Origin of the sequence: Cellulosimicrobium arenosum, assembly GCF_014837295.1 — a bacterium.
Classification (GTDB): domain Bacteria; phylum Actinomycetota; class Actinomycetes; order Actinomycetales; family Cellulomonadaceae; genus Cellulosimicrobium; species Cellulosimicrobium arenosum.
Window position 1 is genome coordinate 239,209 of sequence record NZ_JACYHB010000002.1, and the last position, 25,069, is coordinate 264,277.

At 74.2% G+C, this 25,069-nt stretch carries 17 protein-coding genes, 1 tRNA gene and 1 pseudogene; 5 read left to right on the forward strand and 14 right to left on the reverse strand.

Going from position 1 to position 25,069, the window contains the following annotated elements:
• Nucleotides 1-38: 38 nt before the first annotated feature.
• The 7 genes and pseudogenes from IF651_RS04005 to IF651_RS04035 all read right to left on the reverse strand — a co-directional run.
• Nucleotides 39-212 (reverse strand): annotated as a pseudogene (locus IF651_RS04005) (DUF255 domain-containing protein); the annotation flags it as partial.
• 70 nt (nucleotides 213-282) lie between these two features.
• Nucleotides 283-768 carry a hemerythrin domain-containing protein gene (locus tag IF651_RS04010; protein WP_338403760.1) on the reverse strand — a complete coding sequence of 162 codons (486 nt, stop codon included), beginning with the start codon at nucleotides 766-768 and terminating at the stop codon, nucleotides 283-285.
• 243 nt (nucleotides 769-1,011) lie between these two features.
• Nucleotides 1,012-1,791 (reverse strand): amino acid ABC transporter ATP-binding protein, encoded by a 780-nt coding sequence (locus IF651_RS04015; protein ID WP_191827783.1) that lies wholly within the window; start codon nucleotides 1,789-1,791, stop codon nucleotides 1,012-1,014.
• Entirely contained in the window at nucleotides 1,788-2,669 is an 882-nt protein-coding gene (locus IF651_RS04020; RefSeq protein WP_191827784.1) for an ABC transporter permease subunit, read from the reverse strand. Before IF651_RS04020 ends, IF651_RS04015 begins: the two co-directional genes overlap by 4 nt.
• Before the next feature lie 76 nt (nucleotides 2,670-2,745).
• Nucleotides 2,746-3,633, reverse strand: a complete 888-nt coding sequence (locus IF651_RS04025) for an ABC transporter substrate-binding protein (protein WP_191827785.1) — start codon at nucleotides 3,631-3,633, stop codon at nucleotides 2,746-2,748.
• Between the two features lie 216 nt (nucleotides 3,634-3,849).
• Nucleotides 3,850-3,923: transfer RNA gene (locus IF651_RS04030), tRNA-Met, on the reverse strand.
• Between the two features lie 184 nt (nucleotides 3,924-4,107).
• On the reverse strand, nucleotides 4,108-7,185 hold the full coding sequence (locus tag IF651_RS04035; RefSeq protein ID WP_191827786.1) for a UPF0182 family protein: 3,078 nt from the start codon (nucleotides 7,183-7,185) through the stop codon (nucleotides 4,108-4,110).
• Between the two features lie 194 nt (nucleotides 7,186-7,379).
• On the opposite strand from IF651_RS04035, the gene IF651_RS04040 reads away from it, so the two are divergent.
• Nucleotides 7,380-7,928, forward strand: coding sequence for a PPA1309 family protein (locus IF651_RS04040; RefSeq protein ID WP_191827787.1), 549 nt, complete (start codon nucleotides 7,380-7,382; stop codon nucleotides 7,926-7,928).
• Nucleotides 7,929-7,940: 12 nt separating this feature from the next.
• Here IF651_RS04040 and IF651_RS04045 read toward each other — a convergent pair whose 3' ends face one another.
• On the reverse strand, nucleotides 7,941-9,071 hold the full coding sequence (locus IF651_RS04045; protein ID WP_338403761.1) for a YlbL family protein: 1,131 nt from the start codon (nucleotides 9,069-9,071) through the stop codon (nucleotides 7,941-7,943).
• Nucleotides 9,072-9,219: 148 nt separating this feature from the next.
• On the opposite strand from IF651_RS04045, the gene IF651_RS04050 reads away from it, so the two are divergent.
• Nucleotides 9,220-10,719, forward strand: a complete 1,500-nt coding sequence (locus IF651_RS04050; RefSeq protein ID WP_191827789.1) for a zinc-dependent metalloprotease — start codon at nucleotides 9,220-9,222, stop codon at nucleotides 10,717-10,719.
• 7 nt (nucleotides 10,720-10,726) lie between these two features.
• Here IF651_RS04050 and IF651_RS04055 read toward each other — a convergent pair whose 3' ends face one another.
• The gene (locus IF651_RS04055) at nucleotides 10,727-11,296 is read right to left on the reverse strand and encodes a M48 metallopeptidase family protein (protein WP_338403762.1); all 570 of its coding nucleotides are present in this window, start codon (nucleotides 11,294-11,296) and stop codon (nucleotides 10,727-10,729) included.
• A gap of 174 nt (nucleotides 11,297-11,470) precedes the next feature.
• On the opposite strand from IF651_RS04055, the gene IF651_RS04060 reads away from it, so the two are divergent.
• The gene (locus IF651_RS04060) at nucleotides 11,471-12,586 is read left to right on the forward strand and encodes a thiamine biosynthesis protein ThiF (protein ID WP_191827790.1); all 1,116 of its coding nucleotides are present in this window, start codon (nucleotides 11,471-11,473) and stop codon (nucleotides 12,584-12,586) included.
• On the opposite strand, the gene IF651_RS04065 is transcribed toward IF651_RS04060, so the two are convergent.
• Nucleotides 12,560-12,991: a WhiB family transcriptional regulator gene (locus IF651_RS04065; RefSeq protein WP_422110443.1), complete on the reverse strand. Its 432-nt coding sequence runs from the start codon at nucleotides 12,989-12,991 to the stop codon at nucleotides 12,560-12,562. The genes IF651_RS04060 and IF651_RS04065 overlap by 27 nt on opposite strands.
• Before the next feature lie 463 nt (nucleotides 12,992-13,454).
• Nucleotides 13,455-15,527, reverse strand: a complete 2,073-nt coding sequence (locus tag IF651_RS04070; protein WP_191827791.1) for an ATP-dependent DNA helicase UvrD2 — start codon at nucleotides 15,525-15,527, stop codon at nucleotides 13,455-13,457.
• 207 nt (nucleotides 15,528-15,734) lie between these two features.
• On the opposite strand from IF651_RS04070, the gene IF651_RS04075 reads away from it, so the two are divergent.
• Nucleotides 15,735-16,001, forward strand: a complete 267-nt coding sequence (locus IF651_RS04075; RefSeq protein WP_191827792.1) for a mycoredoxin — start codon at nucleotides 15,735-15,737, stop codon at nucleotides 15,999-16,001.
• A gap of 93 nt (nucleotides 16,002-16,094) precedes the next feature.
• Here IF651_RS04075 and nudC read toward each other — a convergent pair whose 3' ends face one another.
• On the reverse strand, nucleotides 16,095-17,102 hold the full coding sequence (gene nudC, locus IF651_RS04080) for an NAD(+) diphosphatase (protein ID WP_191827793.1): 1,008 nt from the start codon (nucleotides 17,100-17,102) through the stop codon (nucleotides 16,095-16,097).
• Between the two features lie 123 nt (nucleotides 17,103-17,225).
• Between nudC and IF651_RS04085 the strand changes: the two genes are divergently transcribed.
• Entirely contained in the window at nucleotides 17,226-18,143 is a 918-nt protein-coding gene (locus IF651_RS04085) for a phosphotransferase (protein WP_191827794.1), read from the forward strand.
• A 7-nt stretch (nucleotides 18,144-18,150) separates the two neighbouring features.
• Here the strand turns inward: IF651_RS04085 and IF651_RS04090 are convergent, their stop codons facing one another.
• Together IF651_RS04090 and IF651_RS04095 are read right to left on the reverse strand one after the other, a co-directional pair.
• On the reverse strand, nucleotides 18,151-21,744 hold the full coding sequence (locus IF651_RS04090; RefSeq protein ID WP_241744082.1) for an ATP-dependent DNA helicase: 3,594 nt from the start codon (nucleotides 21,742-21,744) through the stop codon (nucleotides 18,151-18,153).
• Nucleotides 21,741-25,043, reverse strand: coding sequence for an ATP-dependent helicase (locus IF651_RS04095; RefSeq protein ID WP_191827922.1), 3,303 nt, complete (start codon nucleotides 25,041-25,043; stop codon nucleotides 21,741-21,743). The genes IF651_RS04090 and IF651_RS04095 overlap by 4 nt, the downstream gene beginning before the upstream one ends.
• Nucleotides 25,044-25,069: the final 26 nt, after the last annotated feature.

Consider the following 25,069-nt stretch of genomic DNA (forward strand, 5'->3'; position numbering starts at 1 on the left):
GACCTGCGGTTTCGCAGATTTCCGTCGACAGTCGCCAATCGAAGAACCTCGTGGCACCAGTGGCACGTCGCGTACCCGACCGAGACCATGACCGGCACGTCGCGCCGCCGGGCCTCCGCGAACGCCTCGGGGCCCCACGGGTACCAGTCCACGGGGTTGTCCGCGTGCAGGCGCAGGTACGGGCTCACGGCGTCGGCGAGGCGGTTGACCATGGCCCCACTCTCGCAGCCCGCGCGGCGCTGGCGACCTCGCGGTGCTGCCCGCCGGTCGGACCACGCACCGTCAGATCGGGCCCAGCACGTCGTCGCGGTCCGCGACGAGGTCGAGCGCGGCGAGGACGTCCCCGAGCGCTCTCTCCTCGTAGCGGAAGTGCGACTCCATGATCGCGCCGACGCCGTCGAGATGGCGCCCGATCGCGGCCCTCGACGACGCGGGGTCTGCCGCGCGGTCGAGCGTCTGCTCGAGGTCCGTGACGAGGTAGGCGATCATGCTGTGGTCCTGCCGCAGCGCGCGCAGGGTCGCGTCGAGCCCGGGGTGCCGACGCCCGATCTCCGGGAAGAGCGTCGTGTCCTCGCTCGTGTGGTGGCGGGTCAGCGCCGTGCAGAAGCCGCGGCAGTGGACGAGCAGCTCCTGGTGCGCGACCGCGCGCCGCGTCGACGTCTCGTCGCCGGTCGAGCCGGCGTCGTCGTGGTCCGCTGTCTCGCGCACGAGCTCGAGCGCCCGTCGCAGCCGGCCGTGCACGGCCTTCATCTCGTCGTACCAGGCCACCAACCTGGTCGTCTCGCCCTCACCCACGGGTGAGGCACGAGGAACGGGTCCGCACGTGGCGCACGGGTACCCCCTTCCGGGTCCGACGCCTCCATGCCTGACGCAGCCCGTCACCGGCACGCGACGCTATGCAGCACCCTACCGACGCGGCCGACCACACCCTCACGCGCGGTCGAGCACGACCTGAGGGTCGTCACGTCGCCGATAGCGACCCTCAGGTCGTGTTCGGCGCGGCTCGGGGCGTCAGGACGTCAGGCGGCGCAGGAATTCGCGCGTGCGGTCCCGCTCGGGGGTGTCGAGCACCTGCTGCGGGGTGCCGCGCTCGTGCACGCGACCGTCGTGCAGGAAGCACACCTCGTCGGCGACACGGCGGGCGAAGCCCATCTCGTGGGTCGCGACGAGCATGGTCCGGCCTTCGGCGCGCAGCTCGGCCAGCAGGTCGAGCACCTCGCCGACGAGCTCGGGGTCGAGCGCGGACGTCACCTCGTCGAGGAGCAGGAGCTCGGGACCGTTGACCAGGGCGCGCGCGATCGCGGCACGCTGCTGCTCGCCGCCCGAGAGCTGGTCGGGATACGCGGTGACCTTGTGCGCGAGCCCGACCCGTCGCAGCATCTCGACCGCCGCGTCCTCGGCCTCCGCCGCGGGCCGACGGTGCACCAGTCGCGGCGCCAGGGCCACGTTGTCGAGCACCCGCATGTGCGGGAAGAGGTTGTACGCCTGGAAGACCATGCCCATGCGGGCCCGCACGGCGTTGGCGTCGAGCCGCGGGTCGGCGACGTCCTCGCCGTCGAGCAGGATCTCGCCGTCGTCGACCTCGTCGAGGAGGTTGACCACCCGCAGGAGCGTCGACTTGCCCGAGCCCGACGCACCGACGAGCACGACACAGCGATGACGGTCGACGTCGAGGTCGATGCCGTCGAGCACGACGCGACGCTCCGCGGGCGCGCTACGTCGACCGAGCCCGGAATCGCGCGGGGCCGGGTAGGTCTTGCGCACGCCGCGCAGCGACAGCAGGTGGTTCATCGGATGTCACCCGCCCCGCTGACCGTCGCGATCGACCGCCCCCACCCGCGGCGCGCCTGATAGGCGTCGACGGCCCGCGAGAGCGGGAAGGAGACGAGGAAGAACAGCGCTCCGGCCACGACGTAGGGCGTGAAGTTGTAGCTCCCCGTCGTCGCGATCTGGGCGGCGCGGATCGCGTCGACCGCGCCGAGCACCGAGATGAGGCCGGAGTCCTTCTGCAGCGCGACGAGGTTGTTCGCGAGCGGCGCCGTGACGTTGCGCAGCGCCTGGGGCAGCACGACGCGCCGCGTCGTCTGGGTGCGCGTCAGCCCGAGCGAGCGGGCCGCCGCCACCTGGGAGGGGTGCACGGACTCGATGCCCGCCCGGAACACCTCCGCGATGTAGGCGGTGTACGTGAGGACGATCGCGAGCGCACCGAGGAACGCGCCCGACGACGGCAACCACGGCAGCCGCAGCGCGGGGAGCCCGAACCCGACGAGCAGGAGGACGAGCAGGAGCGGGACCCCGCGAAACAGGTCGACGTACACCACGGCGAACGCGCGCAGCGGGAAGAGCGCGGGGACCCGGCTCGTGCGCGCCACGGCGAGACCGAGCCCGAGCACCGTCCCGACCACGCCGGCCACGACCCAGACCCGCAGGTTGAGCCACAGCCCGTCGAGGATCGCCGGCAGCGACTCCCACGCGTACGCCGGGTCGAAGAAGGCCGTGCGCGCGCGCTCCCAGCCGGGCGCGCCCGTGACCACGAGCACGACGGTCGTCACGACGACCACGGTGCTCACGAGCGCGACGAGCGCCGAGCGCCGTCGCTGCGCCCGCCGGAACGCGGCGCGCTCCTGCGCGAGCGGGGACGGTGACCACACGCCGTCGGGCGTCGTCACGGTGCGGTCGTCCCTGCGGTCGTCCCTGCGGTCGTCACTGCGGTCGTCACTGCGGTCAGCACTGGTCCGGAACCCGTCACTCGAGGACGGGGACGTCGTCCGACCTCAGCCACGTGGTGCGCAGCCCCGCGAGCGTGCCGTCCTCCTCGAGCTCGTCGACCGCCTGCGAGACGCAGTCGGTGAGCGGCGAGCCGACGTCGAGCACGAGCCCGTACTGCTCGACGACGCCCTCGTCGGGCAGCGTGCCGATGACGACCGAGTCCGGGAAGTACTCGGTCGAGGCCGCGACACCCTGGTCGACGTCCATGACCATCGCGTCGATCGTGCCGGACTGCAGGGCCTGCATGCCGTCGCCCGCGGCGCTGTACGGCGACACGTCGGCGTCCTCGCCGAACGCGGCCTCGGTGAGCGTCAGGCTCGTCTGGGCCGCGGTCACCCCGAGCTTCGCGCCGTCGAGGTCGGCGAGGCTCGTCGCGTCCGCGTACGGGCCGTCCTCCATGACGACGACACCCTGACGGGTCGTGAGGTACGGGCTGGAGAAGTCGACCGCCTGGCGGCGCTCGTCCGTGATCGACGTCTGGTAGGCCGCGACGTCGAACGGCTTCACCGCCGGGCTGACGATCTGCTCGAACGTCACGGTCTGCCACTGCACGTCCTCGGCCGCGTAGCCCAGGCGGTCGGCGACGGCGTAGATCAGTGCCGACTCGAACCCCTCGCCCGACTCGGGGTCGTCCACGTACCAGGGCAGGTACGGCTCGCCCGCCCCGACGGTCAGCACGTCGTCCGTCAGGGTCGGCAGCGCGCCGGGCTCGCACTGCGCGGCGTCCGACGGCGCACCGTCGGTCGGGTCCGCCATGCCACCCTCGTCCGTGCCGCCGGACGAGCAGGCGGCGAGGGTCAACGTGGTGGTCGCCGCGAGCGCGGCGAGGAGGACGGGACGGGTACGGCGACGCAGACGACGCATGGTGACCTTCCGGGTGTCGGGCGCCGCAAGGAGTGGTGGACGCCGGCCATCGACGATAACGCCGGAGGTGGCGCCGCTCCTTCCCGTCCCGGGAGAGTGGCCTGTGGGCCTCGTCACCGCACGCTCGTCGCCGGGTGCGCAGACACCGGGACATCCCACCGGGCCGGAACGCGCCGAAGGCCCTCGATCAGCTGATCGAGGGCCTTCGGACCTGAGTAGCGGGGGCAGGATTTGAACCTGCGACCTCTGGGTTATGAGCCCAGCGAGCTACCGAACTGCTCCACCCCGCGGCGGTGATCCCTACTTTACGCACACTCCCGGGATGCGGCCAAATCGCGAGGACGAGACCTGCGTCACGGCCATGCTTCCGGGAGCGGGCCGTGGCCGTGCACAGCGGCCCTCGTGCCCGGGCCCGGAACAGACGCGAGGGCGGGACCGCCTGCGCGGTCCCGCCCTCGCCCCTGTCAGCGGTGGTCAGCCCTCCGACGACGTCGCGTCCAGCTGCTGCTCGGCCGCGAGCGCCGACTCGAGCGCCTGCTGGAGCCGCTCCTGCGCCTCGCCGTAGCCGGCGAAGTCGCCCTCGGCGAGAGCAGCCTGGCCGTCGTCGATCGCCTGCTGAGCGGCGCTCAGCGCCTGGTCGAGCTCGGCACGCGCCTCGCCGTCGACCGTACCGCCCGTGCCGTCGGAGCCGGTGTCCGTCCCCGTGTCGGTGTCGGTGTCGGTGTCCGTCCCGGTGTCGGTACCGGTGTCCGTCCCCGGTTCCTCCGTCCCCGCAGTCCCCTCGCCCTCGGCGGGCTGGTCGGGCACCTCGGTGTCGACACCGCCCTCGGCGTCGCCGGCGTTCGCTCCCGAGTCACCGCCGAACACCTGGTCGAGCGCCTCGTCGAGCGTGTCGGCGAACCCGACCTCGTCGCCGAACGACACGAGGACCTTGCGCAGCAGCGGGAACCGGGTGCCCTCCGCCGACTGCACGTAGACGGGCTGGACGTAGAGCAGACCACCACCGACCGGCAACGTCAGCAGGTTCCCGTTGATGACCGTGGAGTCGCCCTGCCGCAGCAGGTTGAGCTCCTGGGACACCGTGGGGTTCGAGTTGAAGTTGTTCTGCACCTGGCCCGGGCCGGGCACCGTCGCGTTGCGTGGGAGCTCGAGCAGCCGCAGGGTGCCGTAGTCGTCGGACCGTTCGCCGTCCTGGTTCCCCGGTTCCGCGTCCACCGCGAGGAACCCGGTGAGGATGTTGCGGTCGGTCTGACCACCCGGGATGAACGTCGACATGAGCGAGAACTTCGGGTCGTCCTGGCTCGGCATCTGCAGAGTCAGGTAGTACGGCGGCTGCAGCGGCTTGATCGTCCCGCTCGCCGTCGGGTCCTGCGGGCTCTGCCAGAAGTCCTGCCGCGAGTAGAACTCGTTCGCGTCGTCCACGTGGTAGCTGGCCAGCAGCGTGCGCTGCACCTTGAACAGGTCCTCCGGGTAGCGCAGGTGGCTCATCAGCTCGCCCGAGATCTCGGAGATCGGCTGCACCGACTCCGAGAAGACCCCGTTCCAGGCCTGCAGCACCGGGTCCTCGGTGTCCCACGCGTACAGGTCCACCGAACCGTCGTAGGCGTCCACCGTGGCCTTGACCGAGTTGCGGATGTAGTTCACCTCGCGCGGTGCGAGCGCCTCGACCGAGTTGGCCGCGACCAGGGAGTCCGCCGTCGACTCCTGCAACGACTCCGCGGTGGAGTACGGGTAGGCGTCGGACGTGGTGTACCCGTCGACGATCCACTTCACGCGACCGTCGACGACCGCCGGGTACACGCGTCCGTCGAGCGTCAGGTACGGGGCGACCTTCGCGACGCGGTCGCGCGGGCTGCGGTCGTACAGGATCTGGGAGTCCTCCGTCACGCGGTCGGAGAAGAGGATCTGCTCCGAGCCGAACTTCAGCGCGTACAGGACCTTGTTCATGAACGTGCCCACGCTCGGCCCGGCTGCGATGTCCTGCGTCGGGAACGTGTTGTTGACCTGGCCCGTGTCCTCGTCCACCGGGTAGTCGAGCTCCCACGGGTCCCTGCCCTCGGGTGAGCCGACGATCGAGTACTCCGGCGCCTCCGGCGAGAAGTAGATGCGCGGCTCGTAGCCGCCCGCGTCCGTGAAGGCGCCCTGCGACGGGATCGAGCCCTCGTAGAACGCCGGCCGCCCGTCGGGCCCGATCTGGTTGCCGTAGGCCGCGACCACGCCGAACCCGTGCGTGTAGACCGTGTGGTCGTTGACCCAGGTCCGCGCCCCGGTACCCAGGCCCTCCTGGTTCAGCTCCCGCACCGCGATGACGGTGTCACGGCTCTCGTCGTCGATCGAGTAGCGGTCCACCGACAACGACTGGGAGAACTGGTAGTACTGCTTGTTCTGCTGCAGCTGGCTGAACGACGGGCTGACGATCTCCGGGTCCAGCAGCCGGATCGACGCCGTCGTGTCCGCGTCCTCGCGCAGCGCGCCGGCCTCGGCCTGCGTCTTCGCGTTGTACTGCTCGGTCTGGACGTCGTCGATCCCGTACGCGACCTTCGTCGCGTCGATGTTGCGCTGGATGTAGGGCTCCTCGAACTCCTGCGCGTTCGGGGTGACCTGGAACCGCTGCACGACCGACGGGTAGATGCCGCCGATCGCGATCGCCGCGACGACCATCGCGCCGACGCCGATGGCAGGCAGCCGCCAGTCCCCGCGCACCGCCGTGACGACGAAGAGCACCGCGACGAACACGGCGACCCCGGCGAGGATCCCCTTCGACGGGATCACGGCGTGGACGTCCGCGTACGACGCGCCGTTCACGTCCGCGCTGCTGGACGTGAGGATCGAGTACCGGTCGAGCCAGTAGTTCACCGCGATGAGCAGGAGCAGCACGGCCGCCAGCACGGACAGGTGCACGCGGGCCGCCTTGGTGGTGCGCGGACCCGCGTCCGCGCCGCCGCCGATCCGCAGCCCGCCGTACAGGTAGTGGGTCGCGAGGGCTGCGATGGCGGAGATGATGACGACCGCCATGAGGAAGCTCACGGCGAACCGGATCGCGGGCAGCCCGAACACGTAGAACGACAGGTCGATGCCGAACTCCGGGTCCGACGTGCCGAACGGCACCGAGTGGAACGCGAGCAGGACCGTCTGCCACTGCGACGACGCCGCCGCCCCCGCGAAGAAGCCGACGAGGACGGGTACGGCGATCATCACGACCTTGCGCAGCGGCTCGACGGCCTCGCGGTACTGGTCGAGCGTCGCCTGCTCCGGCGTGGACGGCGCATAGATCGGCCGCGACCGGTACGCGAGCGAGAACGACAGGAACACGAGTCCGCCCATGACGAGAAACCCGCCGACGAACAGCGCGATCCGCGTCCCCCACTGCGTCCACAGAACGCTCGAGAAGCCGAGGTCGTTGAACCAGAGGACCTCGGTCCAGAACTGCGCCAGCAGGAGCAGCAGGACGACGAGGGCGGCGACGACGGCGATCGCGATCCCGATCGGGCTCCGTCGCCGGCCAGGGCGCTTCCCGGAGGACTCCCTGCGGGGCGCTGCGGCAAATGACACGGTAGGTCTACCTCTTTGCGTCGTTCGTCATGACACGGTCTGTGGCACGCACACGGTCGGTGGCACGGTCCATCGGCACAACGGCCGGACCTCCTCCTAGGTTCCCACGAACGAGCCCGCGTGCGCTGGCGCAGGCGCGACAGACCTGTCACAGCCCGGTCACGGTTCGGCGACGGCGGTGCGACGATGGGCCCATGACCGATCTGAGCGCCGCGACCCGCAGCCTGGCCGTCTCCGTGCACGAGGTGGAGAACCATGTCGCGGACGCCGGGTGGGACGCCCCTCCCCGGCTGTTCGCGCTCGTGGCGACCGCGGGCGCGCTCGCCGCCGACCCGACCCTCGCGGACCGGCTGCCCTCCGACGTCGTGACCGCCGCCCGGACGGACCCGCACCACCTGCTCTCGGTCGAGCAGGAGGAGTTCGCCGCCGACGGCGACCTCGAGCGGTCGCTCGCCGTGGTGGCCTGGCCCCCGACGGTCGACGGCGCGGCGCTCGTCGTGGAGCGGATCGTCCTGCCTCCCGACGCGGAGGAGTCGGTACCGGACGACCCGCAGGCCGCGCTCGAGCACCTCGCGAACCACCCGGACCGTCAGGACGTGCGCCTCGCCGTCGGCGTCCTGCGATCCGGTGAGGCCTGGTGCGCGGTGCGGTCGCGCGCGCACGACGTCGCGGCCGACGTCGCGTCCGGACCGGACCTCGTGCCCGGGCTCGTCGCGGCGCTGCGGGCCACGTTCGAGAGCTGAAGGCCCTGCTCGTCAGCCGGCTCCCCCGGCCTGCTGCTGCTCCGCGGGACCGCACGTCGCGAGCGTGCCGCCCTCGCCCGCACCGATCGCCGTCATCGCGTCCCGCGCCTCGGCGAGGGTCGCGACGCGTGCGACGTGCAGCCCGTCGGGCACGTTCCCGACCACGTCCGGGCAGTTGGCCACGGGGGCGAGGAACCAGGTCGCGCCGTCGCGCACCGCGCCGTACATCTTCTGCTGGATCCCGCCGATCGGCCCGACGTCACCCTCGACGCTCATGGTCCCCGTCCCCGCGATCGACACGCCGTCCGCCTCGTCCTCGGGCGTCAGCTGGTCGATGATCCCGAGCGCGAACATCGTGCCGGCACTGGGGCCGCCGATGTCGTCGATCTGGATCGCGACGTCGACCGGGAAGTCGAACGCGGGGTCGATGTACACGCCGAGCACGGTCTGGCCGTCGATGTCCGTCGTCGTCACGGTCAGGACCTCCTCCTGCCCGTCGCGCTCGACGCCGACCCGCACGTCCGAGCCCGGCCGGGTGGCGTCCAGGTCGTCGATCAGGTCCTGGTAGGTGACGACCTCGTCGCCGTCGAGCGAGACGATGACGTCACCCGGCTCGAAGACGCCCTCCGCCCCGGTCCCCGGGGTCGTCCCGTCGACGGTCAACGTCGCCGGGACCTCGTAGCCGAGCTCGGTGAGCGCGGCGACCGTCGCGTTCTCCTGCGAGGAGATCATCTCCGCCTGCCCCTGCTCCTCGGTCTGCTCCTTCGTGGTGTCCGGCGGGAAGATCAGCTCGGCCGGCTGCACCGAGCGCGAGGAGTCGAACCAGTCCCGCACGACCTGCACGAGCCCCACCGGATAGCCCGGGCCCCCGGCGACCGAGACCGTCGTCAGCCGCAGCTCGCCCGTCGAGTCGTACGTCTGCGCACCCGTGATCGAGATGAGCGGCGTCCCGTCCTCCTGGCCGAGCGTGTCCTCGGTCGGCCCCGGCGACCGGATCGCGTAGGGCGCGGGGAGCACGGCCAGCCCTGCGAGCAGCAAGGTCGTCGCGAGCAGCGACACGCCGAACGTCACGGCGCGTCGCGTCACCGGCGGCGGGGCCTCGTCGTCGGTGATCAGGGAGTCGAAGGAGGTGGGGTCGCTCACCGGGACATCATCCCCGAGTTCGGCGGACGTGTCCGCCGGCGGCCGCGCTGCGCCCTGAGCGAACCTCCGGCCCGGGACCGCCCGCACCCGCCTGCGCGACGGTGGAACCTGGTTACGGTGAGTCCCGACGCAACCACGAGGAGTCGCCATGAGCCCCCTTCCCCCTGACGACGGCGCGCCGGGCGCCGACGACGCCACCCCCTGGGACCAGGGCTTCGAGGAGCTGCTGCGTCAGATGCTCGGAGCCGACGCGGACGCGGCCCTGCGCGAGCTCCGCGAGCGGGGCTTCGACCCCGGGGCGCTCGCGGGCCCTGGCGCCGCGGGAGCAGACCCCCAGCTCGTGCAGCACGTCCTCGCCCAGGTGCAGCGGCTCCTGTCGACACCGAGCGACGGCCCGGTGAACACCGGCGTGGCGCACGACGTCGCCCGCCAGGTCGCCGTCGCCGAGGGGGACCCCTCGCTCACCGCCGCACAGGCCCGCGAGGCGACCCAGGCCCTGTCGGTCGCGGAGCTGTGGCTCGACGCCGTCACGGACCTCGCGCCGTCGGGCGGGCGAGCGCACGCGTGGAGCAGGTCGGAGTGGGTCGAGGCGACCCTGCCGGCCTGGGACGCGCTCGTGGCGCCGGTCGCCGCGTCCGTCGCGGACGCCCTCGCGACCGTCCTGCGCGACCAGCTCCCCGACGGCCTCGGCGACCTGGGCGGCACCGGCAGCCCCGAGCTGCCCGGCGTCGGCTTCACCCTGCCCGGTCAGACGGCCGGGTCCCCCGGCCTGCCCGGCACCGACCCGACCGCGCTGATGCGACGGATGGGGTCCGCGGTCTTCGGCATGCAGGTGGGCCAGGCCGCCGGGACGATGTCGCGCGAGGTCTTCGGGGCGACCGACGTCGGGCTCCCGCTCCTGGACGAGCCCGCGACGGTCCTGCTGCCGACGAACGTCGCCGCCTTCGCCGACGGGCTCGACGCCCCGGCCGAGGAGGTGCGGCTCTTCCTGGCTCTGCGCGAGGCCGCGCACGCACGGCTGTTCACGCACGTCTCGTGGCTGCGCGGTCACCTGCGAGGCCTCGTCGACGCGTACGCCCGGGGCATCACCATCGACCTCGGCGAGCTCGAGTCCCAGCTGCGCGACGTGGACCTCACGGACACCGCCGCGCTGCAGGGCGCGCTCTCGTCCGGCGGCGTGTTCGGGCTGCAGAACACGCCGGAGCAGCAGGCGACGCTGCTGCGCCTCGAGACGACGCTCGCCCTCGTCGAGGGCTGGGTGGACGAGGTGACCGCGGCCGCGGCGCTGCCGCACCTGCCCCACGCGGTGCCGCTGCGCGAGATGCTGCGCCGACGCCGGGCGGCGGGCGGCCCGGCCGAGCACACGTTCGCCTCGCTCGTCGGGCTCGAGCTGCGCCCACGTCGCTCGCGCGACGCGGCGGCGCTGTGGGCGCGCATCGCGGGCGAGTCCGGCGCCGCGGGACGCGAAGCGGTGTGGGCGCACCCCGACCTCCTGCCCGACGCGACCGACCTCGACGACCCCGCCGGGTACGCGACGCGGCGCGAGACGGCACGTGCCGAGGAGGCCGACGTCGACCGCGCGCTCGAGGAGATCTTCCGCACCGCAGGCGACGACTCCGACGATCCACCCGCTCAGGGCACGCCTTGACGTCGGGTCAGTCGGCGGCGCGCCCGTCGCTCGCGGCGGAGCCGTCGTCGGCTGCGGGGTCCTCGTCGTCCTCGACCGGTTCGCCGGCGAAGGAGAACCCCTCGAGGAACCCGCGCGCCCGCTCGGTACGCGGGTAGCTCTCGAGCAGCTGCCAGAACGCCGGCCCGTGACCGGCGTGCAGCAGGTGCGCGAGCTCGTGCAGGAGCACGTAGTCCAGCACCCAGCCCGGCATGCCCCGAACCCGCGTCGAGATGCGGATCGTGCCGTCGATCAACGTGCACGACCCCCAGCGACGACCCTGGTTCGTCGACCACCGCACCGAGGTGGGCCGCGCGCGCCCGTCGAGATACCGCTCCGACAGCTCTGCCGCGCGTCGCTCGAGCTCGGTGTCCGAGGGGCGACGTCTCCGCTCGGAGCTGGCGAGCCGCGCGAGCATGCGCGCCACCCACTCCTGCTCCTGCTCGCGGGTGAACCGGGCCGGGATCGCGACCACCGTGCGGTCTCCGTCACGGTAGGCGCTGACGGTGCTCTTGCGCCGGCGACTTCGCCGGACCTCCACGACCGTCTCCCGGACCACGCCACGACCGTACTGGTTCGGGGCGAGAATTGGCAGGCCCCACGCCGATCCGGTCGCACCCCGCCGGCCCTGTGGACGACGGCGGGAGCCGGGCCGGACCGTGCCACGCTGGCGTGCACGACGGGACCGGACGCACCGGCCCGCAGACGCCCGTGCACGTGCTCCGGAGGTCCCATGCCCCACGCCCTCACCCTGCGCCCCGCCACCCGCGTGCTCCGACGCGCGCCGGGCGAGGTGCAGATCGGGACGGATCCACGGTGGGCCGTCCGCCTCGTCGGCCTCTCGGCGGCCGAGGAGCGGTGGCTGCAGTCGCTCGAGCCCCGGTTCGGCGCGGACGGCGCCCCGTGCGCCACGACGGCCGATCTGCGACCGCCGGCGCAGCGCCGCGGCACGCTGCTCCGCCTGCTCGAGGAGGCAGGCCTGCTCGTCCGGCGTCGTCCACGCCGCCGCGTCAGCACCGGCCCCGGCAACGGTGACGCCGAGCTCCCGGTCCTCGACGCGGTCCGGCACGACGGCGCGGGGCATCGCGCGCTCGCAGGCCGGGCACGCGCCGTCGTCGGCGTCGTCGGCATCGGCAGGCTGGGCGCGACCCTGGCCACGACCCTGGCCACGGCGGGCGTCGGGACGATCGTGGCGCACGAGACCGCGCCGGTGCTCGCGACGGACGTCGGGCTCGGCGGGTTCCGGCTGCGGGACGTGGGCGCACCTCGTGGGCTGGCGCTGGCCCGGATCCTGGGAGAGGTGGCGCCGGGAGTCACGACGGCGTCGGGGCGGGTCCCGGACGTGGTCGTGGTCGTCGAGCACGACGCGGCGGACCCGGACCGGGTCCGCGAGCTCGTGGGTGACGGGGTGGCGCACCTGTCGATCGTGGTGCGCGAGGCGGACGTCGTCGTCGGCCCGTTCGTCCGCCCGGGTCTCGACCCGTGCGTGCGCTGCGTCGATCTGCGCCGTCGCGACGTGGACCCCTGCTGGCCCCAGATGGCGCGCCAGCTCCGGGACGCGGTCGGGCCAGGGTACGAGGACGCGGTGCTGTCGTCCGTCGCCGCATCGGTGGCCTCGGGTCAGGTGCTCGCCGCGATCGACGGCGACGTGCCCCGCACAGCCACGGCATGCCTCGAGATCCTTGCTCCCGACGCGGTGCCGCGGCTGCGCGGGACCACCTCGCACCCGGAGTGCGGGTGCACCGAGCTGCGCGGGGCGCCGCCGGACGGCACACCCCTCGTCCGTGCCGGCCTCGCCCCCCGGGCGACGAGCACCCGCACGTCAGGCGACCGAACGCGCATCGGCTGAGGCGTCGGCCTCCGACGCCTCGTCCTGCGCCCGGCGCGCGAGCACCTCGGCCTTGCTGGGTCGGCCGCGGCCACGCTTGCGCGCGACCACGTTCCCGTCGACGAAGACCTCGCCACCCCAGACGCCCCAGGGCTCGCGGCGCTCGAGCGCACCCGCGAGACACCCGGCAGCGAGGGGGCAGGTCCGGCACAGCGCCTTGGCCCGCTCGACCTCGATCGTGCGCTCCGCGAACCACAGCTCGGGGTCGTTGCTGCGGCACGGGAGCAGGTCGAGGACGAGGCTGTCGAACTCGGTCGTGTCCTGGTCGCCTCGCAGAGAGCTCGACGACTGATGGGGGGGTTGTGGTTCCCAGGGGCCGGATCCGCCCTGGGTCGTGATGGTGTCGAGCAGCGCGGTGAGCCGCACGATGTCCTCCAGTGGTGTCCTGTCGTGTGTGAACGTCGTCGTCACAGGACCCCCGGACAGCGGCCTCGTCCGACCTGGACGATGCCTCCGGTGATTCCTCACCGGCCTCGTGCCTGGAGAAGCACGAAGGCCGCGGGTCCCAGTGGGACTCCGCGGCCTGGACCTGACGTGCGGTCGGTCAGACCGGACGTGTCCTGGGAGCGGAGTCGGGTGCGGTGCGGATGCCGAAGGCTCCGCCACGGTGCGTGCGCACGCGGGCAGAGTTCCCCCCTGGAATCGCTGCGTTCGTCGCAGGATCCAGCAGGCTCGCCATCAGGATCTGGTTGATCTTCACCGTGTGCACCCCCTCTCTCCGTTCGGGCCTGCCTCTCGGCACGCCCCTCCTCCAAGGACACTCTGAGAGTAGGTCGCGCCTCGCAGGAGGCGCAACGTATTTACCGAACTTCTTTCGACGAGTTGTCCGTCAGTGCGCGGAACCGGCCACGAGGCCGAGCAGGACCGCGCCGTACCGGTCGATCTTCGCCGGTCCCAGGCCGTTGATCCGCGCGAGCTGGGCGACCGTGCTGGGGCGGGTCTCCGCGATCGCGGCCAAGGTGTCGTCGACGAGGACGGTGAACGCCGGCTTGTCCGTCTCCAGCGCGACCTCGCGGCGCCACTCGCACAGCGCGTCGAACAGGGCGACGTCGTACTCGCCGGTCAGACGCAGCCGTGCCTCGCCGGGACGGGGTCGGCGCCCGGCGACCCGGCCCTCCGCCTCGGCCGGCCACAGCCCGTCGAGGAACCGGGTGCGCTTGCGTGTCGCGCGACCTCCCGGGTTGCGGGAACGTGCGAAGGACAGCTCGAGGTGCTCGCGGGCACGGGTGATCCCGACGTAGAGCAGCCGGCGCTCCTCCGCGACCGCCTCGTCGGTCTCCGCGAGCGAGATGGGCATGAGTCCCTCGCTCGTCCCGGCGAGGAACACCGCGTCCCACTCCAGCCCCTTGGCCGCGTGCAGCGACGCGAGGGTGACTCCCTCGACCGTGGGCGCGTGCTGGGCCGCTGCGCGTTCCTGGAGCTCGGCGATGAAGGTCGCGACCGTCGTCGGGTCGCCCGACGACGCGGCGAGGGCCGCGACGTCGTCGGCCAGCGCGACCAGCGCCTGCATCGAGTCCCAGCGCTCACGTGCGGCGCCGCGCGCCGCGGGCGGCTCGGCGGACCACCCGGCGGAGACCAGCACGTCGCGCACGGTCTCGGGCATCGGCACGTCGGGGTCCGCGGACCGGGCCGCACCGCGCAGGAGCACGATCGCGTCGCGGACCTCCTTGCGCTGGAAGAAGCGTTCGCCGCCGCGCACGAGGTAGCCGATCCCCGCGTCGGCGAGGGCCGCCTCGAACGCCTCCGACTGACCGTTGGTGCGGTACAGCACCGCGATCTCCGACGGCCGGGTACCCGCCTCGACGAGCCGCCCGATCCGGGCGGCGATCCCCGTCGCCTCCGCCTCGTCGTCCTCGTACGCGGTGAACGCGACCGGCGGGCCCGACGGTCGCTGCGCGACGAGCTCGAGCGCCGTGTGCCCGCCCCCGGCCCGCCCGGCGCGGGACAGGAGGCGGTTCGCGAGCGTGACGACCTGTGGGGTCGAGCGGTAGTCCCGCACGAGCCGCACGACCCGTGCGCCCGGATGGGTGCGGGTGAAGGTCAGCAGGTGGTGGGGGGTCGCGCCGGTGAACGAGTAGATCGTCTGGGACGGGTCACCGACGACGCACAGCTCGTCGCGCCCGCCGAGCCACTGGTCGAGCAGGAACTGCTGCAGCGGGGAGACGTCCTGGTACTCGTCGACGACGAAGTGCCGGTACTGGCGACGCACCTGGTCCGCGACCGAACCCTGGTGGGCGAGCATGTCGCCGAGCATGAGCAGGACGTCCTCGAAGTCGATGACGGACCGCTCGGTCTTGACGTCCTCGTAGGCCGTGATGAGCCGGGCGACCGTCTGGTGGTCGTAGCCCGCCGGTGCGTCACGATCGATCGCCGCGCAGGCACGGACGTAGTCGTCAGCGGTGACGAGCGAGACCTTGGACCACTCGACCTCCGACGACAGGTCCCGGACCGCGACCCGGTCGACGGAGACCCCGATGCGCCGGGCCGCCTCCGCCACCGCGGACGCCTTGTGCTCGAGGATGCGCGGAGGGGCACCGCCGACGACCTTGGGCCAGAAGTAGCCGAGCTGCCGCAGAGCGGCGGCGTGGAAGGTGCGCGCCTGGACGCCGTGCGCGCCCAGCTCGCGCAGCCGCGTGCGCATCTCCCCGGCGGCCCGGGCGGTGAAGGTCACGGCCAGGACCGACGTGGGCGGGTAGGACCCCGTACGCACGCCGTACGCGATGCGGTGCGTGATCGCGCGCGTCTTGCCCGTCCCGGCCCCGGCCAGCACGCACACCGGCCCGGACAGCGCGAGCGCGACGTCGCGCTGGTCCGGGTCGAGCGCGTCCAGGATCGCGTCGGCGGAGCGCAGGACAGGAGGCGTCGAGGCAGGAGCTGAGGGTGGGCCGGGTGGTGTCGACATCACCGCTGATTCTCGCAGCCGACACCCACACGCGGCACCAGGTCCGGAACCTCCGAGGGCCGTCCCCGGGCGGTCCGACGGTGGTGCGCGGGCGACGGGAACAAGGACCCCGCACCCCGACGTTCACGCAGGAGCGTGGCTGCAGCCGCACCCGCGCAGCGACCGAAGCGACCCGACGCCATGCCGTCGAACCGAGGAGATCTCCCGATGCCCACCGCCCCCACCACGCCCGACGCCGGCACGATCACCATGTACTCGACCACGTGGTGCGGCTACTGCCGACGGCTCAAGACGCAGCTCGACTCGGTGGGCATCGGGTACACCGAGGTGAACATCGAGCAGGACCCCGACAGCGCGGCGTACGTGGAGCAGGTCAACGGCGGCAACCAGACGGTCCCGACCGTCGTCTTCCCGGACGGGACCGCCGCGACCAACCCGTCGCTCGCCGAGGTCCAGCAGCGCCTCGCCGCCTGACGGCAAGCGTCGAGCGCAGTCGGGGGCAGTCGAGGACACGAGCGGGACACTCCTCCTGGGGCGCCCGCCGGCGCCGGACGACGTGAGCCGACGTCAGTCGCCGGCGAGTCGGGCACCGTACCAGCCCTCGATGAGCGCCCGCGCGATCGAGGAACGGCCCGGGAGCAGGACGTCGCCCGCGTCGACCGCCGCGCCCAGCCCGGCGCGCGTGAACCAGCGCGCGTCGGTCAGCTCGACGCCGTCGACCTGGATCTCCTCGCTCGTGGCGCGAGCGTGGAAGCCGAGCATGAGGGACGCCGGGAACGGCCACGGCTGGCTCCCCCGGTAGTCCACCTCCCCCACGACGACCCCCGACTCCTCGAGGACCTCGCGTCGCACCGCCTGCTCGAGCGACTCGCCCGGCTCGACGTAGCCCGCGAGGGTCGAGAAGCGTCGGTCGGGCCAGTGCGCGGCGTGCCCGAGCAGGAGCTGCTCGTCCGCTCCGTCGCCGCGCACGACGCTCATGATGACCGCCGGGTCCGTGCGCGGGTAGAAGTCGATCCCCTCGTCGACGCAGCGACGGGTCCAGCCGGCGTTCTCGGCGACCGTCGGCTCGCCGCAGCGGGGGCACCGCGGGTGCGACGCGTGCCACGCCGCGAGCGCCACCGCCTCCGTGGCGAGAGCGGCACCCAGCCCGTCCGCGCCGCCCACGATCTCGCGCAGCCCGCGCCAGGTGTGGTCGCGCACGAGCTCGGCGAGCGGGTCGCCGGGGTCGATCCCCTCGATGTCCATCCCCTGGGCGTCGGCGTCGTCGGGCAGGACGAGCGCGAGGTACGCCGCGCCACCGTCCTCGCCGAGGAACAACCACCGGGGTCGCTCGCCGTCGTCGGGCGCGGGCACGCGGACGAGGCGCTCGCCGCCGAGCACCACCACCTCCCCGCCCGGTGCGACGGCGAGACGTCCGCGGTGGACGAGGAGCACGCGCGTCGACCCGATCTCGCGCAGCGCGCCCACGAGACCTGGCTCGGCGCGCCGGTGCGCCGCGCGGTCGACGAGGACGCCGTCCTGCGGCACCGGGACCGCGCGGACGGCCGGACGGGGGGACGGGATGCTCGCGGTCATGCTCCGACCGTAGGCCACCACGGCGGACGGGCGTCGGTCCGGGACGTCCTGGTCCGGCGTGGATCCGGCGTGGGTCCGGCGTGGATCCGGCGCCGCGGCGTCGGCACCGACTACCGTGAGCGGGTGCCTCGCTCTCCCCTCACGCTCGCCGCGCTCGCGACCGCCGCCGTCCCCGGTCTCGACGCGCGCAGCGCGCACCCGGTCGCGGACCCGGGCGACTACGACACCGCCGTGGTGACGGACGACGACGGCGCGCGGTGGACCGTCCGGGCCCCCCGCAGCCCGCAGGCCGGGGCGGCGCTCGAGGCCGAGACCGAGCTGCTCGCCTCGCTCCAGCTCTTCGCCGACTCCGGTGTGCTCTCGTTCGCCGTCCCGCGACTGGCCGGGTTCGCCCTCCTGCCGGAGGGCGGCCGCGCGGTCGTGCACCCCGCGCTCGAGGGGACGGCGCTCGACGTCGACTCGCTCCGTCCCGGGCCCGGGCTGGCCGCCGACCTCGGCCGCGTCCTCGCGGCGATCCACGAGCTGCCCCGGTCGATCGTCGACGACGCCGGCCTGCCCGGCTACACCGCGACCGAGTACCGCGAGCGCCGCATGTCCGAGCTCGACGAGGCCGCCGCGACCGGCAGCGTTCCCACGCGGCTCCTGCGCCGCTGGGAGTCCGCGCTCGAGGACGTCTCGCTCTGGCGGTTCCAGCCCGTCGTCGTGCACGGAGACCTGAGCCCCGAGCAGGTGTTCGTCGCGCGCGGACGCGTCGTGGCGGTCACCGGGTGGTCCGACGCGCGCGTGGCCGACCCGGCGGACGACCTCGCCTGGCTGCTCGCCTCGGCACCGCCCGAGGCGATCGACTCCATCACCGAGGCGTACCAGCTGCGTCGCACCGAGCTCACCGACACGCGGCTGACGGACCGGGCGCTGCTCGTGAGCGAGCTCGCGCTGGCACGCTGGCTCATGCACGGCGTGCGCCACGACCTCGACGACGTGGTCGCCGACGCGCTCGACATGCTCGCCGACCTCGACGAGGCCACGCGCGACGACGCGTGACGGCGCCTCACCCCCGGAGCAACGCCTCGATCTCGCCCTCGTCGAGCAGCCGTTCGGGGCGGACGGTCTCGTCCGAGGCGACGTAGTAGAACGCCGCCCCGACCTGCTCCAGCGGGAGCCCGGACCAACGCGACCACGCCAGCCGGTAGGCGGCGAGCTGGACCTCCCGCGTCGCGCGCGCCTGCCGGTCGTGCGGAGCCCGGCCCGTCTTCCAGTCGACGACGACGACGCCGCCCCGCTCTGCTCCGGCAGCGGTCGTCCCCTCCCGCTCGTCCCGGTCGTCGAGCGGGTGCTCGGGGAACACCGCGTCGATGCGCGACCTCAGCACCGTGTCACCGACCGTGGTCTCGACGTCGACCTCGACCGCGCTCGGTGTCCGGCCCGCCCACGGCGAGGCGAGGAACGTCTCCTGCAGCGCGGCGAGGTCCAGGTCGTGGTCGGTGTCCTCGTCGTCGGCGCCGGGCAGGTCCTCGACGCCGAGCAGCGAGGAGCGGGTGAAGTACCGCTCGGCCCACAGGTGGAACTGCGTCCCGCGCCGCGCGTGCACCGTCGGCTGCGACGGGACGGGGCGTCGCAGGTGCAGCGCGAACTCGTCCCGGTCCGCCGCGAGCCGCACGAGGGCTGACGCCGACACGTGCGCCGGCATCTCGATGGTCGGGCCCGTGGCCTCTTCCCGCTCACCGAGCAGCACGCGCGCGAGCTCGACGAGGTCGCGCCCGTCCTCGTCGACCAGCACGCCCGCGGCGGTGGTCAGCGCGTCCGGCAGAGGTCCGCCGGCGGAGCCGGGTGGTCGGTGTGCGCGTTCGTCCTGCTCCGCGGCCGTACGGAGGGTTCGGGTGGAGGCAGCACGCCCGACCCGTTCGGCGGTCGCGCGCAGCACGGCACGGGCGGACGTCGGGGCGTGGCGCTCCGGCGCCGGCCAGACCCCCGTCACCTCCACGTCCTCCAGGGGGTTCGCGTCCTGCGGCCCGGGCGGCGCCGACCACCCGTCGTCGGCGACCACGCCCGCGTCGACGAGCTCGACCAGGAAGGGCGACAACGACCGGGGTCGTGTGCCCGCGCGCCACCAGGACGCCGCGAGGAACAGCTCGCGGCGCGCGCGGGTGAAGGCGACGTACGCGAGGCGACGCTCCTCGGCGAGCTGGTGCTCTCCGGCCGCGGCGCGGAACTCGTCGCGTCGCGTGACGAGGTCCTTCGTGTCGGTCGCGAGGTCGAAGCGGAACTCGGGAAGGTCGTCCGCGTCCCCGCGCAACGGGTACGGGAGCTGTGAGACGTCCGAGAGCCAGCCGCTGTCCGCGCGTACCCCCGAGGAGGACGCTGCCGTCGTCGGGAACCCTCCGTCGACGAGACCGGGGACCGCGACGACGTCCCACTCCAGGCCCTTCGCCGCGTGCACGGTGATGACCTGGACCGCGTCCGGGTCGGGCTCGCGCACCGGCAGGTCCAGCCCGTCCTCGCGGCTCGCGGCGACCCCCAGCCACGCGAGGAAGGCCCCGAGCGTCACGACGTCCGCCTTCTGCGCGAAGGTGGCCGCGACGTCTCTCAGGGCGTCCAGGTGCTCGCGCGCGCGGTCGCTCACCGCGTCGGGGTCGGACAGCCGTCCGGTCGAGAGCAGAGCCTGGTTCGTCACGGCCTCGACGTCGAGCCCGAGGGCGCGCTCGGCCTCGACGACGAGCTCGGGCAACGACAGGTACGTCAACGACCGCAAGGACCGCAACGCGTGCGCCAACGTGCTCAGCCGCTCGTGCGCGGCGGACGTGAGGACCCGCCCGTCACCCGAGGCCTCCCCGGGCGACGGCAGGTCGTCGAGGGCGTCCACGATGGAACGGTGGTCCACGACGTCGCCCTCGACGACCACCGGACCGGTCCCCGCGGCGTCGGCGGGGTCCGGTCCTCCGGCGAGGGCGGCGGGTCCGCCGGCGCTGCCCCGCCCGCCTCGCCGGGCGGCACCGAGAGCGTCACGCCGTGCGAGGTCCGCGGCGCGACCGGCGAGGGCGTGCAGGTCGGCGGCGCCCAGGTTGACGCGCGGGCCCGTGAGCAGCCGCACGAGCGCGTCGCCGCGCGACGGGTCGTGCACCACCTCCAGGAGCGAGGTGACGTCCACGACCTCGGGCGTCGTCAGCAGCCCGCCGAGCCCGACGACCTCCACCGGCAGGCCGAGCCGGCGCAGCGCGACCTCGACGGGCGCGAACTGGCTGCGCTTGCGGCACAGGACCGCTGCCGTGACACGCCCGGCCGGGGCGCTGCCCGGCCGCCACCGCGACGCGACGACCTCGGCGACCGCCGCGGCCTCCTCCTCGAGCGTCGCCGCGACGTGCGCGCTCACCCGCCCGGGGCCCGCCCCCGGGCGCAGTGCAAGCGGGGGGACGGCGACGTCCGCGGACCGCGGGCCGCCTGCCCGCAGCGGGGCGGAGGCGACGTTCGCCGCCGCGAGGACGGCACCGTCGTTGCGCCACGAGGTCGAGAGGTAGTGGACCGCGGCCGGCCGGCCGTCGCGTGCGAACCGCTGGGGGAAGCGGGCGAGCCCGCCGGCGCTCGCGCCGCGCCACCCGTAGATCGACTGGTGCGGGTCACCGACCGCCGTGACGGCATGACCGTCCCCGAACAGTCCCGCGAGCAGCTCCACCTGGGCGTGGGACGTGTCCTGGTACTCGTCGAGGAGCACGACGCGGAAGCGCGACCGCTCGGTCGCGCCCACGACCGGCACCTCGAGCGCCAGCCGGGCCGCGAGCGCCACCTGGTCGCCGAAGTCGAGCGTGTCCGCCGTGCGCTTGCGCTCCCGGTACGCGCCGACGAGGTCGAGGATCCGCGCTCGCTCCGCCACGTCGCCGATCAGCTTCTCGACCTCCTTGGTGCGCGCACGCTGCCGCGGGCCGAGGGGCAGCACGTCCAGCGCCGCCGCGATGTCCTCGACCCGGGAGCGGGCGTCGGGCACGTCGAGCAGGTGTTCCGAGACCGCACCGGACAGGCCGAGGACGGCGGCGACGACGGTGCTCACCGCGCGATCTGTCCCGAGATCGTCGGCCCAGCTCTCGACGATCTGGGACGCGAGCTGCCACTGCTCGGCCTCGCCGAGGAGCCGGGACCCCGGCTCGACCCCGACCCGCAGGCCGTGGTCCGCGACGATCGTCGCCGCGTAGGCGTTGTAGGTCGCGATCGTGGGGCGGTCGAGCAGCGAGAGACCCGACGCGGCGTCGCTCCGGGCCCGCGTCAGCTGGGCGAGCCGCGCGCGGACGCGCTCGGCCAGCTCTCCGGCGGCCTTGCGCGTGAACGTCAGCCCCAGGACCTCGTCGGGCCGGACGTGGTCGTTGGCGATGAGCCAGACGACCCGGGCCGCCATCGTCTCCGTCTTCCCCGAGCCGGCGCCGGCGACCACGAGCATCGGCTCGAGCGGTGCCTCGATCACCGCGACCTGCTCGGCGGTCGGCTCCGGCCGCCCGAGCAGGCGCGCGATCGCGGCGGCGGAGAGCGCCGGGGCGCTGCCCTCCGGGAGGGCTCCGCGGTGTCGTCCGACCGGATCGACGTCCGCACGCACGCCGCCCGTCCGCATCTCGTCCAGGTCGAACAGCCCGTCCTGCGACCTCGCTGCCGTCCCGCTCATGCCACGACCCTGCGACCCTCGGGCTGCACGGGGCACGCCCGGCGGACCGGGCACATCTCGCACAGCGGGTTCACCCGTGCCGTGAACGTCGCGGCAGACATCGTCCCCGCAGCGTCCTCGACGACCGTCCTGGCCCAGCTCGACCCGTCGGGCTCCGGCGCGAGGGCGGGCTGCCCGACGACGGCGGGTCCCACGTGGGTGCTGCCGACGTACACGAGCTGGGCACCTGCGCTGCGCGTACCGTCCGGGAGGTCGAGCGCCCCCTCCTCGACGGCGAGCTGGTACGCACCGAGCTGGGGGTGCCGTCCGGCATCGGCCTTGGTCACCGTGCTGCGGCCCGTCTTGAGATCGACGACGCGGACCGCTCCGTCGCCGGCGTCCTCGACCCGGTCGAGCGTGCCCCGTAGCCGGGCACGACCCACGTCGACGGCGAACTGCGGCTCGACGAGGAGCGGGCTCCCCGCACCGGCGAGGTAGTCGGCGAGCTTGGCGATCATCCGCTCGGCGCGCCGGCGCAGCTGGACCGACGGCCATCCAGCGGGCAGCGCGAGCTCCGGCCAGCGACGGTCCAGCTCGGCGCGCAGCTCGGACAGCGACCCGGCCGGAAGGGCCTCCGCGATCGAGTGGACGAGCGTGCCGAGGCTCTGGTGCGACGCGTCGGGCGCCGTCCCGCCCGCGGCCTCGAGGGTCCAGCGCAGGGGACAGGTCGTGACGGTCTCGACCTTCGAGGGCGAGACCGTCACGAGCTCGTCGGGGTCCCGCAGGGGCGCGGTCGAGGTGAGGTGCGGGACCCCGTACCACGTGCGGGGGTCTGCTTCCGGGACCCCGGCGGCCGTCAGGTCCGCCAGGAGCGTCGCCGCCGCGTCGCCGCGGCCGTCGCGCGGCTCCGCTCGTGCGGAGTCGGTGACGAGGACGGCGCGTGCGGCCGCGACGACTCCCCGCAGGTCCAGCGGAGCGCCGACCCGCACGTGTCGGCGCTCGTACCCCGACGCCGCGCCGCCGTCGGTCCCGCCGCCCTCCGGTGGGCGGTGCGCGTCCGTGGGGTCGGTGCCGTCCCCGTCCGGTCCGGGCGGCGGCGCGACGAGGTCGCAGAACACCGAGGGTGCCTCCTCCGCGTCCTCGACGGCGGTGACCACGAGTCGCCTCGTCGCGCGCGACGAGGCGACGGTGAACGCCCGCAGCTCGTCCGCGAGCACCTGGGCACGGGCCTGGGAGCCGACGCCGTGCCCGTCGTCCTGCCGGCCCGCGACGAGCTCGACGAGGGCCTGCGAGCCCAGCAGCGAGTCGCGCAGCCTCAGGTCCGGCCAGACGCCGTCCTGGACACCGGCGACGAACACGACGTCCCACTCGCGCCCGGCCGCGCCCGCGGGGGTCAGTGCCGCCACGGCGTCGACCCCGCTCGTGCCCGCGGCCAGCGAGTCCGCGGGCAGGTCCTGCGACGCGAGGTACTCGACGAACGCCGAGACGGCGGCACCCGGCATGCGGTCGACGAACGTCTCCGCGGCACGGAACAGCGCGAGCACGGCGTCCAGGTCGCGGTCGGCGCGCGCACCGGCGGGACCACCCGCGAGCGCGGCGTCCCGCCACCGCTGAGCGAGCCCGGTCGCGTCCCACACGGCCCACAGGACCGTCTGCGCGCTCGCGCCCGGCTCGTGCGCCGCGGCCCGGCCCGCCTGCAGCGCACGGGCCAGCGCGACCGGGCCACGGCGCAGCGGGGCCGGGAGCGTCGCGGCCCGGTCCGGGTCCTGGAGCAGGTCCACGAGCAGCGCGTCGGAGGAACGGCCCCCGCCCCCGGCGAGCTCCTCCCCGCGCAGCGCGCGGCGCAGCCGTCGCAGTCCCACCACGTCCAGCCCCCCCAACGGGGACGTGAGGAGAGTCGCCGCCACCAGCGGGTCGAGCACGGTCGCGCCGGACGGCACGTCCGGCCGCGGGTCGTCGGCCGCGACGCTCGCGAGCACCGCGGCGAGCAGCGGGGAGACGGCCGGCTCGTCCCGCAGGGGGACGTCGGATCCCTGGAGCTCGACGGGCACCGACGCCGCCACCAGCTCGCGCCGGAGTGCGGCGAGCTGGGTGCCCGACCGGGCGATCACCGCCATCCGACGCCACGGCGTCCCGTGCAGGAGATGCTCCGCGCGCAGCTCGCGCGCGACGAACGCCGCCTGCTGCGCCGTGCCGGCGAGGACCGCGACCTGGACCGGCGCGACGTCGTCCCCCGCCGCGGCCCCGCCGGGCGCGGCTCCTCGGTGCACCGCGCCCGCGACCACCCCGACGTGCGACGTGACACGGCGGGTGAGCTCGCGCAGGGGTGCCGGTTGCCGCCACGCCGTACCGAGCACGACGACGCGTGCGTCGAACTCGCCCGCGCCTCCCTTGTCGGGCGCCCCTGCCCGGGCGACGAGGCCCGGGCTCGCACCGCGGAAGCCCTGGACGGCCGAGTCCGGGTCGGCGAGGAGCACGAGGCGCGCGCCGTCCCCGACGAGGGTCCGGAGCAGCCGCGCGGTGGCGACCGTCGCCTCCTGGTAGTCGTCGACTACGACGAGGTCCCACGTCGGGCGTGGGACCTCCGGCACCTCCTCGTCCCAGGCGCGCAGCGCCTGCGCGGCCTCGTCGACGACGACCGCCGGGTCGAGCCGGGCGCCGGAGCCCGGCAGGCCCGCGCGCAGGGCGGTGACGTCGAGGTACTCCTCGTACAGGTGCGCACCGAGCACCCACTCCGGCCGGTCGTACCGTCGTCCCAGCGTCGCGAGGTCGGCGGGGGTCAGCCCGCGCTCGGCCGCACGCATGAGCAGGTCGCGCAGCTCCTGGCGCAGTCCCCGCAGCCCGAGCGCCTCGACCGGCAGGCCCGGGGGGAGGTCGAGGGGCCGTGCCTCTCCCGCCAGGTGCCCGGCGAGGAGCTCGGCGAGCGCGAGGTCCTGCTCCGGGCCGGAGACGAGGGTCGGCGGGGGCTCTGCGAGGGCGGCCGCCCGTTCGCGCAGCATCGCGAACGCCGCCGCGGAGGCCGTGCGCACCATCGGTGCCCCCACGGTCCGCCGGGCCCGGGCGGAGAGCCGGTCGCGCAGCGTCGCGGCGCCGCGTCGCGTCGCGGCGAGGAGCAGCACACGCTCGGGCGGCGCCCCGCGGTCGAGCGCCGCCAGGACGGCCTCGACCGCGACGAGCGTCTTGCCGGTCCCGGGAGCGCCGACGACGAGGGTCGTGCCGGGACGCGACGCGGCGTCGAGGGCTGCGCGCTGCGCAGGGTCCGGTCGGAACGCGGCCCGCTCGGGCGCACGGGCGACGAGCAGAGGCGGACGGCGACGCACGAGAGACGAGGGACGGCCGGGCGCGG